Annotated in this window: 15 protein-coding genes; 12 read left to right on the plus strand and 3 right to left on the minus strand. The window is 47.7% G+C overall.

Translation table 11 applies throughout. The annotated features are described in order from the left end of the window. The 6 genes from BLT35_RS20115 to BLT35_RS20145 form a co-directional block, all read left to right on the plus strand. Nucleotides 1–222 (plus strand): transposase (locus tag BLT35_RS20115; RefSeq protein ID WP_139170832.1); only part of this gene is annotated, 222 nt, incomplete at its 5' end. 256 nt (nt 223–478) lie between these two features. Next, nucleotides 479–1264, plus strand: a complete 786-nt coding sequence (locus BLT35_RS20125) for a glycosyltransferase family 2 protein (protein WP_074729592.1) — start codon at nt 479–481, stop codon at nt 1262–1264. A 19-nt stretch (nt 1265–1283) separates the two neighbouring features. Continuing rightward, nucleotides 1284–2066, plus strand: a complete 783-nt coding sequence (locus BLT35_RS20130) for a glycosyltransferase family 2 protein (RefSeq protein ID WP_074729593.1) — start codon at nt 1284–1286, stop codon at nt 2064–2066. Nucleotides 2067–2256: 190 nt separating this feature from the next. Next, complete coding sequence (locus BLT35_RS20135) at nt 2257–3213, plus strand: alpha/beta hydrolase (RefSeq protein WP_074729594.1); 957 nt, start codon at nt 2257–2259, stop codon at nt 3211–3213. A 166-nt stretch (nt 3214–3379) separates the two neighbouring features. Continuing rightward, nucleotides 3380–4867 (plus strand): DHA2 family efflux MFS transporter permease subunit, encoded by a 1488-nt coding sequence (locus BLT35_RS20140; protein WP_254777629.1) that lies wholly within the window; start codon nt 3380–3382, stop codon nt 4865–4867. 231 nt (nt 4868–5098) lie between these two features. Next, nucleotides 5099–6250 carry an alpha-hydroxy-acid oxidizing protein gene (locus BLT35_RS20145; RefSeq protein WP_074729595.1) on the plus strand — a complete coding sequence of 384 codons (1152 nt, stop codon included), beginning with the start codon at nt 5099–5101 and terminating at the stop codon, nt 6248–6250. 174 nt (nt 6251–6424) lie between these two features. On the opposite strand, the gene BLT35_RS20150 is transcribed toward BLT35_RS20145, so the two are convergent. After that, complete coding sequence (locus BLT35_RS20150) at nt 6425–7981, minus strand: ABC-F family ATP-binding cassette domain-containing protein (protein ID WP_062408242.1); 1557 nt, start codon at nt 7979–7981, stop codon at nt 6425–6427. Nucleotides 7982–8260: 279 nt separating this feature from the next. On the opposite strand from BLT35_RS20150, the gene BLT35_RS20155 reads away from it, so the two are divergent. Continuing rightward, the gene (locus BLT35_RS20155; RefSeq protein ID WP_074729596.1) at nt 8261–9004 is read left to right on the plus strand and encodes a helix-turn-helix transcriptional regulator; all 744 of its coding nucleotides are present in this window, start codon (nt 8261–8263) and stop codon (nt 9002–9004) included. Nucleotides 9005–9087: 83 nt separating this feature from the next. Here BLT35_RS20155 and BLT35_RS20160 read toward each other — a convergent pair whose 3' ends face one another. Both BLT35_RS20160 and BLT35_RS20165 read right to left on the minus strand, forming a co-directional pair. Beyond that, the gene (locus tag BLT35_RS20160) at nt 9088–9930 is read right to left on the minus strand and encodes an aldo/keto reductase (RefSeq protein ID WP_074729597.1); all 843 of its coding nucleotides are present in this window, start codon (nt 9928–9930) and stop codon (nt 9088–9090) included. Between the two features lie 60 nt (nt 9931–9990). Beyond that, on the minus strand, nt 9991–11205 hold the full coding sequence (locus BLT35_RS20165) for an MFS transporter (RefSeq protein ID WP_074729598.1): 1215 nt from the start codon (nt 11203–11205) through the stop codon (nt 9991–9993). A 133-nt stretch (nt 11206–11338) separates the two neighbouring features. Between BLT35_RS20165 and BLT35_RS20170 the strand changes: the two genes are divergently transcribed. From BLT35_RS20170 to sleB, 5 genes are all read left to right on the plus strand, one after another. Then, the gene (locus tag BLT35_RS20170) at nt 11339–11728 is read left to right on the plus strand and encodes a winged helix-turn-helix transcriptional regulator (RefSeq protein ID WP_074729599.1); all 390 of its coding nucleotides are present in this window, start codon (nt 11339–11341) and stop codon (nt 11726–11728) included. Nucleotides 11729–11950: 222 nt separating this feature from the next. After that, nucleotides 11951–12100, plus strand: coding sequence for a hypothetical protein (locus tag BLT35_RS27140; protein WP_175472021.1), 150 nt, complete (start codon nt 11951–11953; stop codon nt 12098–12100). A 62-nt stretch (nt 12101–12162) separates the two neighbouring features. Next, a complete protein-coding gene (locus BLT35_RS20175; protein WP_254777630.1) occupies nt 12163–13710 on the plus strand; it encodes a DUF5050 domain-containing protein in 1548 nt (515 codons plus the stop codon). Nucleotides 13711–13903: 193 nt separating this feature from the next. Then, nucleotides 13904–14344 carry a hypothetical protein gene (locus BLT35_RS20180; protein WP_074729600.1) on the plus strand — a complete coding sequence of 147 codons (441 nt, stop codon included), beginning with the start codon at nt 13904–13906 and terminating at the stop codon, nt 14342–14344. 336 nt (nt 14345–14680) lie between these two features. Further along, entirely contained in the window at nt 14681–15325 is a 645-nt protein-coding gene (gene sleB, locus BLT35_RS20185; protein WP_074729601.1) for a spore cortex-lytic enzyme, read from the plus strand. Nucleotides 15326–15429: the final 104 nt, after the last annotated feature.

Raw genomic sequence — 15429 nt, forward strand, 5'->3', positions numbered from 1 at the left:
AAGCGCAATGCGATAGAAGGAAAGTTCGGCGAAGGCAAACGCAAGTTGGGTCTGGGCCGAATTTGCACCCGCAATGCTCACACGAGCTTAACAGTTATCGCCATCCAGTTTCTGGTAATGAACCTGGAACGGCGACTACGGGTTCTTTTTTTCTCTTTTTTCAGATTTATCCCATTCCGACAGCCTTTTCGCTTGAAAATCCACCGGAAAATCACGGTCTAGGCATGTTCGGTACGGGAAGGTACAAATTGATGTTGTTCAGCAAGCCCTATGTAGACCGTCCCTTATACCATTTCCGCTACCATCATTCGAATTTAAGTTTGGACAGCAACGCCCATGTGTATAATCGTCTTCGAAAACTGTACACGAATCGAGCGCTTATTCGGTGGGGTGATCATTATACGGCGGATTATGTCGGACCCGAACATCTGTGGCAATCCGTAAGGCTTGTTCCGAAGAGGAAGGGGGGATCCGCAATATGAAGGTTACCGTGGTAATTACATTGTACAATAAAGAAAAATTTATAGATCGGGCGATTCAAAGCGTACTGCATCAAACCCATTCGGACTGGACATTGATCATCATCAACGACGCTTCCACCGATCATTCGTTGGCTAAGATTGAGCCTTATTTGAAGGACCGACGGATTAAATGCATAACGCTGAAAAGAAATCTGGGCCAGGCGCATGCGCTAAACTATGCCCTGACCCTGATTGAAACTTCTCATTTTATTCAACTTGACGCGGATGATTGGCTGGATCAGGCAGCGCTCGGGCAAATGGTCGCTGCTGCGGGAGCTTTTGCCGATGCAGGATTAATCTATGCAAACAATATTGTATATTGGGAAAACGAGGCCGGTAAGGTCATAAAACAGGAACCTATTGTGCTCAGGCAGTATACAGACCGTTACGATTTATTAAAACATATGAATCATACCCTGCTGCCGAGATTTTACCTGACTCAAGCCGTGCGGGATATCGGAGGATGGTTGTCGCAGAAAAAAGAGGATATCTACTCGGAAGACGTCCAAATCTTATTGAGATTGTCCGCCAAGTATCCGATGGTATGGCTTAACCAGTTTTTATACCATAGACGCAAGTATGCCCAAAATATAAGAGCTTTTGAAACTAGCCGTCCGATGAGATGGAAATACCGCTATGATTTGTACAATCAGATGTTAAGAGAATGGGGAAATGAGTATCGGGCGATTTGGAAAAAGGATGGGGACGCTTATATTTTAGTTGACCTGGTTCCGAACAAATAAAGAAAGGATGAGCTCTAAAATGGACTATACCATTGTAATTCCGGTTTATAATATGGAGAATCAATTGCAGCATGCGATTACAAGTGCGATCAACCAGACTCATCCCCCTGCCGACATTCTAATATATGACGATGCTTCCTCTGATAATTCCATGACTGTGATCAACCGCTACGCCAACGATAAACGGATTCAGGTGGTCAGGATGAAGCAAAATTCGGGGATTTCCGTTGTTCTCAATGCCGCTCTGGCAAAGGTACGCACTCCTTATATGATCCAGCTGGACGGGGATGACTGGTTGGAACCGAATGCGGCCATATCATTAATCGAAGCTTTGGAACATCGGCCGGGTGCTGCTTTTTCCTATGGAAATCATCGTTTGTGGAGCATCAATGAACACAAACAATCCGTGCTATGGGATCAAGTGATACAGCCTTCTTTTAACTCCAAATACGACTTTCTCCTAAATCTGGGATATATGTTAAATCCAAGGTGCTACAGGGTTTCTTGTGTACGCAAAGTGGGCGGATGGATTACAGACGATCCCGATGACCCTTGGAAGGGCCGATATTATGAGGATGCCCGGATGATCCTGCGGCTGGTTGGGAAATTTGAATGGGTGCATGTACCGAAGTTTTTGCACAATGTCAGGTATGATCTGAATAAATCGGCAAGCAAGATCAAGATTTATAATCATCTGAGGAAAATGTTTTATGAGAAAATGTTGATCAGCTGGGGTAATGAATACAGGCCCGTATGGGAGATGAATGCAGCCGGCAGGATTGTACTCAAAAAGTTGGTTTAGAACAACGCCAACCAATCGATATCATACAGCCCACAAAACCTTATGGCGTTTTGAAGTGAGCCCTTAGCCATTTAGCGGCATGAAGCGTTTTTCAATGTCCGTTCCAAGGGGGATACGTCAGAGGTTGATGTGGGCTTTTTCTATATTCGCAATCCGATTTAAGTTATAATCAAAAAAAGGAGGCGTCTTGATGATCAGTGACATCTTCACATTCCATGATGCGGAAGGTGTGTCGATTACGGTTCACCGTTGGCTTCCGGAGGAAGGGACGCCGGTAAAGGCCGTTCTGCAAATTGCCCATGGCCTGGCGGAAAGAGCACAGCGATACAAACGGCTGGCGGTGCAGCTGACGCAATCGGGCTTTGCCGTTTATGCGAATGATCATCGCGGGCACGGTTTGACGGCGGGGACGTCCGAGCGGATTACGCATATTGGCCATGCCGGATTCGACAGGATGGTGGAGGCGCTGGCCCTGCTGACGGATCGCATCCGCTCCGAATACCCCGGGGTCCCTGTTTTCGTGTTGGGGCACAGTATGGGGTCGTTTTTGACGTTATTGTACATGGAGCGTTATCCCCATAAAGCGGACGGGATGATATTATCCGGGACGAAAGGGCGGCAAACCTTGCTGCACAGTCTTGGCTTCCTGCTTGGCAAGCTGTTCTCAACCCTGCAAGGAGAAAAGCACTGCAGCCGGTTGTTGAACTGGCTGGTAACAGGTCAGTACAACTTGTTTTTTCGTCCGAACCGCACCAGGTACGACTGGTTAAGCCGGGACGAAGCGGAGGTTGATGCCTATATGAAAGACCCCCTGTGCAATGCAGGGATCACGAACGAGTTCATTATGTATATGACCAAAGGTTTGTTGGAGGCCTACCGTTCCGATCGACTGGGGCGCATTCCGAAATCGCTGCCGGTTTACTTGTTTGCCGGGGATAAGGATCCGGTAGGCGGTATGGGCAAATCGTTCTTATGGCTTGTATACGAGCTTCAAAGACAAGGGGTGCACGATGTAACCTACAGGCTCTATTCCGGAGGGAGGCATGAGATGCTGAACGAAACGAATCGCGATGAAGTGACCGGGGATTTGCTGCAATGGCTTGAAGCCCGCGTGAACGCGACTGATGCTGTCAAAACGGAAATGTAATTCCATTCATGCATACATATTGGTAAAGGGACTGGTTTGAAAGGGGGATAGAGCAATCGGTAAGAAACCTCGACCCCTGCTGCATGTTAGAATAGAGAAGATATAAAATCAATCCTGACGTATAAAGAGTTCAGTCGGCGGCATTAGACATGAGAGGAGAAAGACTGTGGAAAATCAGTACGAATCAAATGCTGACGGAGGGACATTTGGGAGCAAAAGCAACTTTTTAGTGGTCATGGTTATGATCCTTGGCGTGTTCGCAGCCATATTGAATGAAACGCTCCTAAGTGTAGCTTTGTCCAAAATCATGGGAGACCTCGCGATTTCGCCTGGCTCCGCGCAATGGTTGACAACCGGATATCTGTTGGTAATCGGTATGCTCATACCGGTCACCGCTTTTTTGATTCAGCGGTTTACAACAAGAAGCTTGTTCCTTTCAGCCATGTGCGTGTTTACAGCAGGTACATTCGTAGCGGCTATCGCACCGGGGTTCGCCCTGCTTTTCATCGGAAGGGTGCTTCAAGCCGCGGGAACCGGGGTGCTTTTTCCTTTATTGACCAATGTGGTATTCGCCACGGTTTCTATTGAAAAAAGAGGCTCGGCCATGGGGATGATCGGCATTGTGATCACATTTGCTCCCGCGATCGGCCCCACTTTGTCCGGTATCATTGTCGAGCATTTCAACTGGCGGGTTCTCTTTTACAGCGTTTTGCCGGTCGCTCTGTTTGTCATTGTTTTTGCATTTTTGAAGCTTAAAAATGTGACGGAGACGTCAAAGCCGAAGATTGACGCGGTGTCGCTTCTTCTTTCAACCGTAGGATTCGGGGGGATTGTGTACGGCTTCAGCAGTGCCGGTGAAGGACACGGGGGGTGGTCAAGCAACGGGGTCCTTATTCCCATTGCCACCGGGATCGTTTCTTTAGGCCTGTTTATATGGAGGCAATTGACGATGTCAGAGCCCTTGCTGGATCTAAGAACATTTAAATACAGCATATTCAGGATGTCGACTCTGATTATGATCATCGTTATGATGGCGATGTTCTCCGCCATGCTGCTGCTGCCGATTTTTTTGCAGAACGCGTTGGCCTACAGTCCGTTGAAGGCAGGTCTGGTTATGCTGCCCGGAGGTATTGTCATGGGGATGATGTCGCCGATTACGGGCCGGTTATTTGATAAATTCGGCGCCAAGTGGCTTGCGGTCATCGGATTGGCGCTGATAGGCCATTCGCTGTGGCAGTTTGCCTTTATCACCTTGTCCACCTCATACAGCATGATCATGGTATGGAACACGCTGTTGATGCTGGGGATCTCGATGTTAATGATGCCGGTCATGACCAACGCTTTGAACGAGCTTCCGCCCCCGCTATATCCTCACGGTACGGCCATTATCAGCACGCTTCAGCAGGTGGCGGGCGCGATCGGTACCGCACTGCTGGTCACCGTGATGACCAATAGCTCCGAACGCTTTCTGGAACGTGCGGCGGCTGCGAAAGAAGCGGCCGGACTGCAAATTCCAGCCATGATGGCCGGAATGAAAAGCGCGTTCTTGCTTGCATTTGGGCTGGTCGCCATCGCTTGGACAATATCATTTTTTCTTAAACGAGCCGCGTTGCCGGAAGGGGATACGGAAGGCAAGCGAGTGTCTGCACACTAGGGCATGCGGATTCAATCGGATAGAAATACCTTAAAACAGAGCGGCTGCTCTGTTTTTTTTTGCTGCGGGATAGGCTGGACCCAACCAAGGGCATCCATCGAAGTTCACGTCGGATGGATTCACTTTGCAGGATTTAAGGGTTAATTGTAGAATAATCTACGATGCTGCATGAATTTGACAGCTAGTTTGGGATAGCGGTATTCGCTAACCAGGGGAAGGGAAGAGTGCGTTGTGGCAGTAGCAAAGGACAATAAAGAAACTTATTTGTTCACAAGAGTGGACAAAAATACGAAATCACTTCCGGTCTCGTTTGAAGATTGGGCATTGAAGGCAAGAGAGATTCTGCCTGACGGTCCATTTGATTATATCATCGGCGGGTCGGGTGTGGAAGAGACGTTGGCAGCCAACATTAAAGCGTTTTCCCGGTGGGCGATTGTCCCGCGGATGTTGAGGGATGTCACCCATCGTTCGGTGCACATCACGCTCTTTGGCCAACAGCTGCGTACTCCGGTTCTATTGGCGCCGGTCGGCATGCAGGCCATTGCTCATCCGGATGGCGAGCTTGCGACGGCCAGAGCTGCAGCGGCGGCTGGAATTCCTTTTGTGGTCAGCACCGTTTCCTCTTATTCGTTGGAGCAGATCGCACAAACGATGGGAGATGCTCCCCGCTGGTTCCAGCTCTACTGGTCCAACGACCGCGAAGTGTCCGCAAGCATGGTAAGGCGGGCGGAAGCAGCGGGTTATTCTGCGATTGTACTGACGGTAGATACCATCATGCAAGGATGGAAACGCCGTGATTTACGCAACGGGTATTCTCCGCTTCGGGAAGGGAAGGGGCTGGCCAACTATATTCAGGACCCTGTGTTCCGCTCTCGTTTGACGGAAGTCACCCCGGAGAATGCAGTAGAAGAAATTATCCGTGGGATCTACCATCCGGCATTGAGCTGGGGCGACATTGCTTTTTTACGCGAGCATACCAGCCTGCCGATTTTGTTAAAAGGCATACTTCATCCGGAGGATGCGAAGCTTGCCTTGGAGCATGGAGCGGACGGCATCGTTGTGTCCAATCACGGCGGGCGCCAGCTCGACGGGGCTGTCTCCGCATTGGACGCACTGCCCGGGATTGCAGAAGCGGTGAACGGGCGGCTTCCCGTACTTCTGGATAGCGGCGTTCGCACGGGCTCGGACGTTGTCAAAGCGATGGCTTTAGGGGCCAATGCGGTCATGATCGGGCGTCCGTTTATGCTGGGCTTGGCTGTCGCGGGGGAACAAGGCGTTGCAAGCGTACTGGATACCTTGTTAGGCGAACTGGATGTGGCGATGGCTCTTTCAGGAAGCAATACCGTTGCTGACTTGAATCCAAGCATCCTTGTCCGCGTGTAAAAAAGATTGTCGCGGGGCCTCATCGCAATGGAGGATGGAGTCCTTCACATCAAGCAGTCCGAGACTTTGTTTTCAGGTCTTGGACTGCTTTTGTATGGAGGCAAATCGACATACTTCTGTTGTAAAAAAAGCATATCCGACCTAGCGCGGTTGGATATGCTTGGGAAACATCGTTTAAAACACTTTAGTCGTCCAGGATTCACAGTTCCATGTATCGGTAACGATATCGCGATAAAATTCCGGTTCGTGAGAAATCATCAGGATGCTGCCTTTGTAAGCCTTGAGGGCGCGCTTGAGCTCGTCCTTGGCATCCACATCCAGGTGGTTGGTCGGCTCGTCGAGAACAAGCAGGTTTGTTTCGCGGTTGATCAGCTTGCAAAGCCGCACTTTTGCCTTTTCCCCGCCGCTAAGCACGGCAATTTTGCTTTCGATATGCTTGGTTGTGAGTCCGCACTTGGCCAGCGCCGCGCGCACCTCGAACTGTGTAAAGGAAGGGAATTCGTTCCACACTTCCTCGATGCATGTATTGTAATTGGCCTCCTTCATTTCCTGCTCGAAGTAGCCGATGCTCAAGCTTTCTCCGAGCTGGACGGAACCGGACAGAGCCTGAATCTCCCCTAAAATACTGCGCATCAGCGTCGTCTTGCCGATCCCGTTCGCACCCACAAGCGCGATCTTCTGGCCGCGTTCCATGCGCAGGTTAAGGGGATTCGATAAAGGATGGTCATAACCGATGACAAGCTCCGCCGTTTCAAAAATCAGCTTACCGGAGGTTCTCGCTTCCTTGAAGTTGAACTGCGGCTTCGGTTTTTCCTTTGCCAGCTCGATGATTTCCATCTTGTCGAGCTTCTTTTGTCTGGACATCGCCATGTTTCTCGTCGCAACACTTGCTTTATTACGGGCTACGAAGTCTTTCAAGTCCGCAATTTCCTGCTGCTGGCGCTTATAGGCTGCTTCAAGCTGCTGCTTTTTCATTTCATAGACCTGCAGGAAATGGTTGTAATCGCCGACATAACGGGTCAATGCTTGATTTTCCATATGATAGATCAGGTTAACGACGCTGTTCAGGAACGGAATGTCGTGAGAAATTAAAATGAAGGCATTCTCGTAATCCTGCAGGTAGCGTTTCAACCAGTCGATATGCTGCTCATCGAGATAGTTCGTCGGCTCGTCGAGAAGCAGGATGTCCGGCTTTTCGAGCAGCAGCTTCGCGAGTAATACCTTTGTTCGCTGTCCGCCGCTAAGGTCATTGACGTCCTTATCCAGTCCGATATCCGTAAGTCCCAGTCCGCGGGCGGTTTCCTCGATCTTGGCATCGATCATGTAAAAATCCTGATTCGTCAATGTATCTTGAATCGTTCCGACATCCTCGAGCAGCTGCTCAAGCTCTTCCGGTGAAACATCGCCCATTTTCGCGTACATGTCGTTCATCTCCTGTTCCATGTCGAACAGGTATTGGAAGGCTCCCTTCAGGACATCGCGGATCGTCAAGCCCTTGCTGAGCACCGCATGCTGATCAAGATACCCGACGCGCATGCGTTTGGACCATTCGATCTTGCCGTCATCCGGCTGGAGTTTGCCCGTAATGATGTTCATGAAGGTAGATTTTCCTTCACCGTTGGCGCCAATGAGTCCGATGTGCTCGCCTTTGAGCAGCCGGAAGGATACGTCGTTGAAGATAGCGCGGTCTCCGAAGCCGTGACTTAGCCGTTCTACATTTAATATGCTCATAAATAACACCTTTTCTTTTAACTTTTTCTCGTCCTATTATAAGCTTTGAAGGGCGCATAACTCAATGCGGGAGACCATGCAAATAAATTTTGTACTGCGGAAGGAAATGATTTACAACAGAACATATGTTTGATATAATTATTTTTGTAAAGCGCTTTAATCGTGTGGGGTATCCAAGTTGACTGGTCATCACCTAAAATACGGACGGAAGGAAGATGCAGGAATGCGGATTGACCGATATGCAGAATAGACGAGGTAATCGCTTATATTCATCAGCATATGGACGAACCGCTTTCGCTCTCCCGACTGGCCGCTCATATCGCCTACAGTCCATACCATTTCACGCGCATTTTCAAAGAAAGAACGGGCATTCCGCCTTTATATTATGTTTCATCCCTCCGGCTGCAAAAGGCAAAAGAGCTGCTGCTGCGCACGAATTTGAGCGTTCGCGATATTGTATTGGAGATCGGACAGCAGAGTCTGGGAACCTTCACCACCCGATTTACCGAACGGGTAGGCATGACGCCGTCGGATTTTCGGAATTCCTCCTTGCTGCAAGCGGAGAGCCACTTCCATACACTGCGGACGCTTAAGCATTGGTACGAATCTCCTCCTGCTTCCAATCAACACGCCAGAATACAAGGGACCGTCCAAGCCGAGCAGCCTTTTGAAGGCGTCATTCTGATCGGCTTGTTTGCCAAACCGATTCCGGAAGGACTTCCCCTTTATGGCACACTGCTTTCTTCTTTAGGACATTTTTGTTTTACGGGTGTCAAACCGGGCACCTATTATCTGATGGCTACATCCATCTCCTGGGGGATGCAAACCATGGATGTTCTGCTTCCGCATACAACCTTACGCTTCCGGTCAAAACAGCCGATCATAGTCGCACCCTATGGCTCCGTACCCCATCAGCATGTTATGCTTCACGTTCCCCGTCCGGATGATCCTCCTATCCTGATTTCGCTACCCTTGTTGATGAATAATTTCCTCACTCGGCTTTTTCAATACAATCATCGTTAAGAAACGGATTAACCTTCTATAAGGCTCAAAACGCCGTCCTTCCGCAAGGGAAGGGACGGCGTCCTGGTCTGATCGGCTTCTAATTAAAAATCAAAGTTGTCCGGATCCGGGCCGACACGGCGGTTTTGGTTTAACGCATCGATTTGATCCATTTCATCCTTCGTCAGCTCAAAATCGAAGATCGATGCATTTTCGATGATCCGGTATTCTTTTGTTGACTTCGGTATGGTGATAACCTCATGCTGCAGATCCCAGCGCAGAATGACTTGAGCGACAGATTTGCCGTGCTTGTCGGCAATTTCCTTGAGAACCGGATGATCCAGCAGCTGTCCTTGCATTAACGGCGACCAGGCTTCCAGCTGTATGTTATGCTTTTTCGTAAAGCTGAGCAGCTCTTTTTGCGTCAGGAACGGGTGGAATTCCACCTGGTTCACCATGGGTTTAATTTCCGCACCCTTCATTAGATCCTCCAGATGATGAATCTGGAAGTTGCTGACCCCGATCGCTTTAACCCGACCCTGTTGATAAAGGGTCTCCAAAGCTCTCCAAGCATCTTTATATTTGCCAGCCACCGGCCAGTGGATGAGGTAAAGATCCAAATATGCCAAGCCCAGCTTATTCAGGCTCGTCTCGTAAGCGGCTAGTGTGGATTCATAACCCAGGTCGACCGTCCATACTTTAGAAGTGACAAAGAGCTCTTCTCTGGCAAGATTGTTCTCGTGAAGAGCTTCGCGGATTCCTTGTCCGACACTGCTTTCATTGCCGTAAATCGCCGCTGTATCGATACTTCGGTAGCCGTGTCTTACCGCTGATGTAATGGCTTCGACGAGCTCCGAGCCTTCTTCTACTTTAAAAACGCCGATGCCCAGCCAGGGCATTTGAACTCCATTGTTCAGTGCAATTTTGCTTTGTAAATGTTGGGTCATAAGGACTGCCTCCAGATTTTATTATTTTATTTATGTCAGTATTTCATGCGGTTCAATGGTTCAATGTATTGATAAGCAGGTTCCCGCAGCTGCGGTTTTCTGTCTTCTTTCCAGAACCATGCTCCAGATTGTGAGGACCACGGCTGCCAATACCATGACTGCGCCGATCCAAGCCGTATGAATAAGCCCGATGGCATCCGTAACGATACCGCCCAGATAGGCTCCAATGGCAATGCCTGCGTTAAAGGCGGCAATATTAACGGCAGATGCGACATCGACGGCCCTGGGGGCGTAACGCTCTGCCAGCGTGACGACATAAACCTGAAGTCCGGGTACGTTCATAAAAGCCAGCAATCCCATGCCGAAGATGGTGATTAATCCCGGAATTTTATACGGGGCGGTGAATGTAAGAAGAAAGAGTATAAGAGCTTGTAAAACAAACATCCACAGCAAGGCCGTAAGCGGCTTTCGGTTCGCCGCCTTGCCCCCGATGACATTGCCGATGGCGATGGCGATTCCGTACAGCAGGAGAATGAAGGCTACCGTCGTTTCCTTAAATCCGGTGATGTCATGCAGTAACGGGGATAAATAAGTGAAAACGACAAAGGTTCCTCCATACCCGAGGGCGGTAATCATAAACGCAAGCAGCATCCGTCCATTAGTGACAAGTTTCATTTGATCGCGAATCTGTATCTTGCCGCCTTTGCGCAAATGGGAAGGGACAAGGATCATGTTGGCGATGAAAGCAACAATGCCAATGACGACAATTGAAATAAAGGCTGCGCGCCAGCCCAGCTGCTGGCCGATAAAGGTGCCGAGCGGCACACCGGTAACGGTGGCGACCGTCAGCCCGGAGAACATGATCGCAATAGCGCTGGCCCTGCGGTTCTCAGGTACGAGGTCGGCCGCGATGGTCGAACCGATCGACATGAAAACACCGTGAGAGAGCGCGGAGATGACGCGGGCTGTAAGCAGCATTACAATTCCGCTGGAAAGAGCGGCAAGGCTGTTGCCTATAATAAAAACAAGCATGATCCACACCAGCAGCGTTTTGCGGGGAATGCCCGATGTCACAGCTGTTAATACCGGCGCTCCGAAAGTAACGCCCAGGGCATATAACGTAACGGTTAACCCGGTTAAGGTAACGGAGATGTTTAAATCTTCAGCGATCAGGGGAAGGAGCCCTACACTGATAAACTCGGTTGTTCCAATCGCAAAGGCGCTTATGGCCAAGGCTAGAAGCGCCAACGTACTTCTATTTTTATCCAAAGACATTCGTTCCACTCCTATCTGGTAATTACCGGCCGGTAAATGTTATTATGTATCCAGCGGACAAAAATGAACAGTACGTACTTTAAAGTACCATAGGTACTCAAAAGTTCCTATACACCAAGGAGGCAGATGAACGATGACTAAAAAGAAATACAACATCTCGGTTGAGGCTACCCTTGAGGTCATCGGGGGAAAATGGAAATGCGTCATCCTGTGCCATTTAACGCGCGGTAAAAAACGGACAAGCGATTTAAAACGCCTGATGCCCGGAATAACACAAAAAATGTTGACTCAGCAGCTCAGAGAATTGGAAGAGGATGGCATCGTGAACCGAATCGTCTATAACCAGGTCCCGCCCAAGGTAGAATATGAGCTCAGTGAATACGGATGGAGTCTCAAATCGATATTGGATGCCTTATGTGATTGGGGAGAAAAACATATCATCAAAGAATATGGCGATAAATATGCGGTGCTGGAGGATAATATATTAAATCAAAGTGATGCCGATCTGCAGAGCCTTAAATAAGGCAGCCGGAAAATGTAAAAATGAAAGAAATGACCGCCAACTCCGGAAAGAAGGGGTATGAACGTTCACCTTATCTGAATTTCAAGAGGCAATAGACCAACAAATTGTTCACAATCGAAATAAAAGTCTTTTTTATGAGTCGGCTAACGGTCAATTTCAAACCATTTTACTCATCATCATTTAAAAACCGACGGGAAGTTCGAAGCCTGCGCTCGAAAATATATGGAAATTCTAAACGCGTTAAAGGTTGGCGGAAGCTTTATTTACACACCGGGTCTTTCTTTTATTGAAGAATTATTAATCGCATCCAACGATTCGTTTGCAGTGGAAGCCGGAAAATATACGACAAAAGTAATTCTAAAGAAACGTTAGAGAGGACGACGATTCCTGTGAGAAAGAAGATGTTTTTATGGGCCGGTTCATTGACGCTTTGTTTGAGTTTGCTTCTGCCTTTCGGTAGAGGTCTCGCTGCGGAGCATCGTGTAAGCGTTACATTGCCAACATTTGAGGTGAAGCTTAACGGAAATAAAGTCGAAAATGAATACCGGGAATATCCGTTACTCGTGTATAGGGATATCACCTATGTTCCGATGACATGGTATGATTCCAGACTTTTGGGCTTGGAAACGGAATGGACGCAACAGGACGGGCTTAACATTGCTAAAGGAAAAGTGACTTCATCTTATGTTCCTTACAAAACCGATCATAAACATTCGGGCGGCTACAAGGCAGCCATCCCTGCATTTAAGATTACTATCAACGGCAGGACGGTGGACAATTCTAAAGAAGAATATCCCCTTTTAAGCTTCAACAACGTGATCTATTTCCCTCTGACCTGGAAATTTGCACATGATGAATGGGGTTGGGAATATGTGTGGGACGATAACGAAGGTCTGAATATAAATTCCGGCAACCCTCAGGTGAAAACCGTGGATCTCCCAACCTTTGCAGGTGAGAATGATGTTGCCGTGTTTAAAGGATATTATTACTTTGCAGAAACCATAGGAAACACGAACCATGTATACAGAGCGCCTGTTCATAACACGTCAAATAAAGAACCGGTATATTCTTATGATGTGGATACCTCATACAGCTTTAATAAGCGTTTGAATTTTGAGATCAGAGATGACGAACTCTGGTTCTCTTATCATGTTGGCGGAGCAATCATGGGCTACGATGTCTATTGCAAGGTAAACGACAATGGAAAGGCTGCAATAGAGCAACAAGGGTATCTCGATTTTAAACAGACTCCGAATGGAACCTTAACTATCCATCAATTCGTGCCGCCAGGAGGGAATAATCTATTGCTGGCTGCGGCCGGGCAAGAGAATCAACATGGCAAACGGATAGGGAATCCGAATCTGATCTACGGATGGCATGTAACGAATGACGGTACGTCCACAAGCTTTGGCCCAGATCGCTCCACTACCGTTCTCGGAGACGATGTCTATGTGCTGGCATCATCGTATCCTGTTGAACATGGGGATTTAAACAAGATTTACAAGATCAATATCAAGACAAATGAAACGGAAAAGATCATCCATGCGGAAGTGAGCCATTTTAAAATATTGAATCACAAGCTGTACTATGTAAAAGATGCGGATCATTCTTTATATTCAGCGAACCTGGATGGAACGGATGAGCAAAAATTATCCGATCTTCCCGTTGCCAATTGGTATGACGAAATCGACGGTCAGGTGTACTACACCGCTGCCAATGTAAAAGGGCAATCCCATCTTTACAGGGTGGAACCGTCCAAAGAAGATGCGCTTGTAATCAAAGAGCCGGTGGAAAGCGTCCAATTCGTGAATGATAAAATCATATGCAAGCTTGCAGCGGGAGAAGGATATGGCGTTAAGGTATTGGATCAATCCGGGGATCTTCATCTGGCCATTACGGATCAGGCGTCAGATGTTTTTGCATATCATGATTTCATTCTCATGGTGTCTGCAAAAGATCAATCGATAAAGGTGATTCAGTAGAAATGGCAAATGCGGTAAACGGATGACCCTCCATATAGCCAGCTTCAAGACCATTTTTTACTAGTGATATGAATACCCAGTTCGGATTTTTTTTCTCAACATATACTAAATTTACAATAAAATAATATTTTGATAAAATACGCAGCTCCCGAAGTGATGATTCAACATAGGGTTGGAAAGGAGGGAGTCGACCTTGATTAAATTGGACAGGTACATGAAAAAGAAAATAAAAGGAAAGAAATTCATTGGGGCCGGCAGAACGCGAATCGTATACGATTTAGGCAAACGCCGTGTGTTTAAAGTAGCCAAATCCAAAAAGGGAATCCGGTCTAATCAAACGGAAGTCATCATGTATAAGTCATCCGAGAGACCGATAAAAAAACACCTTGCCCGAATTATCGATTACGACACGTCATATCGCTGGGTAACCATGAAAAAGTATAATAAAAAATTCCCCAATATTCCTAAATATAGAAAAAAACTTAAGAAATTAGTAAAGAAATTTCATAAAAATGGAATCCTTCCCTCAAGGAGTGTACGCGATTATCATACACCCTATACGCCTAACCTGCGTTTAAAACGGAATAATCGGGTCGTGGTTATCGATTATGGGAACTTTAAATATAAACGATAAATAAAAACAAAAGAAATATGGAGCGCATTGCCGTGAAGGATTATAGGGAATGATGCATTTTCGAGGAAAATGAAGGATGTAAATGGAGCTATCGGCAGCGCGGCTCCTTTGTTGTTTATGGCGATCATGAAGACCTGTAATCTTAGGAGAAATCTGGAGAAAAGTGAATTACATAGAAGAAGTGCAGTTGGGAGCACAACCGTAACACTCTTTCATGTAAGCAAGCCCCGGGATGAGGCTTGCTTATTTTTTTCCAAATTAATGCCAATAATTGCGGGTTGTGACCCGATACCGTCACCCGGTACAATGAAAAAGGATGAAAGGAGAGATCATACCATGAAAAAATGGACGATGGCCATCCTTTTCTCATTCCTTTTATTTTTTTCATTTGCGGTATATGCGGATCACGCAAACGCCGCACCAACGCTCAAGATGGGCAGTTCCAATGGGGATGTATGGGATGTGCAGTACCGGCTGAAGGTTTTGGGTTACTACCAGCAGCCCCTAGACGGTAAATACGGAGCACACACAGCCTCCGCCGTACGCAGCTTTCAAAAAAATTACGGCCTCACGGCGGACGGCATTGTTGGGGACCGCACGTGGGCTATGCTTAAAAAATACAGCTTAAATCAGGCGGAAATCGATATCCTGGCCCGAGTTATACACAGCGAAGCACGCGGTGAGCCTTACATGGGCAAGGTGGCCGTAGGAGCTGTCGTCATGAATCGGATACAGTCGCCTTTATTCCCGAATACAATTCAAGGCGTAGTTTTCCAACCAAGAGCCTTTACTGCAGTAGATGACGGACAGTATTGGTTAACACCCGACCGCAGCGCCTATCTGGCAGCCTTCGACGCCGTACGCGGTTGGGATCCGACGAAAAACTCGCTTTATTACTTTAATCCCGACACGGCAACGAGCGCATGGATTTGGACGCGTCCGCAAGTGTTGAAAATCGGTAAGCATATTTTTGCGCGTTAATCCGTTGGAGGATGCATAATCACAACCTTTAACCAGTACCCTTATGAGGGTGCTGGTTTTTATTTTAACTTTTATTGGCACCTTTTATAACTTTTATAAAGACA

This window comes from Paenibacillus naphthalenovorans (genome assembly GCF_900099895.1).
GTDB classification, from domain to species: Bacteria; Bacillota; Bacilli; order Paenibacillales; family NBRC-103111; genus Paenibacillus_G; species Paenibacillus_G naphthalenovorans.

Bases quoted from the DNA above. Each gene is read 5' to 3' on its own strand.
- BLT35_RS20125 (WP_074729592.1), top strand. From the start codon at position 479: ATGAAGGTTACCGTGGTAATTACATTGTACAATAAAGAAAAATTTATA.
- BLT35_RS20130 (WP_074729593.1), top strand. From the start codon at position 1,284: ATGGACTATACCATTGTAATTCCGGTTTATAATATGGAGAATCAATTG.
- BLT35_RS20135 (WP_074729594.1), top strand. From the start codon at position 2,257: ATGATCAGTGACATCTTCACATTCCATGATGCGGAAGGTGTGTCGATT.
- BLT35_RS20150 (WP_062408242.1), bottom strand. From the start codon at position 7,981: ATGAGCATATTAAATGTAGAACGGCTAAGTCACGGCTTCGGAGACCGC.
- BLT35_RS20155 (WP_074729596.1), top strand. From the start codon at position 8,261: ATGGACGAACCGCTTTCGCTCTCCCGACTGGCCGCTCATATCGCCTAC.
- BLT35_RS20160 (WP_074729597.1), bottom strand. From the start codon at position 9,930: ATGACCCAACATTTACAAAGCAAAATTGCACTGAACAATGGAGTTCAA.
- BLT35_RS20165 (WP_074729598.1), bottom strand. From the start codon at position 11,205: ATGTCTTTGGATAAAAATAGAAGTACGTTGGCGCTTCTAGCCTTGGCC.
- BLT35_RS20170 (WP_074729599.1), top strand. From the start codon at position 11,339: ATGACTAAAAAGAAATACAACATCTCGGTTGAGGCTACCCTTGAGGTC.
- BLT35_RS27140 (WP_175472021.1), top strand. From the start codon at position 11,951: ATGGAAATTCTAAACGCGTTAAAGGTTGGCGGAAGCTTTATTTACACA.
- sleB (WP_074729601.1), top strand. From the start codon at position 14,681: ATGAAAAAATGGACGATGGCCATCCTTTTCTCATTCCTTTTATTTTTT.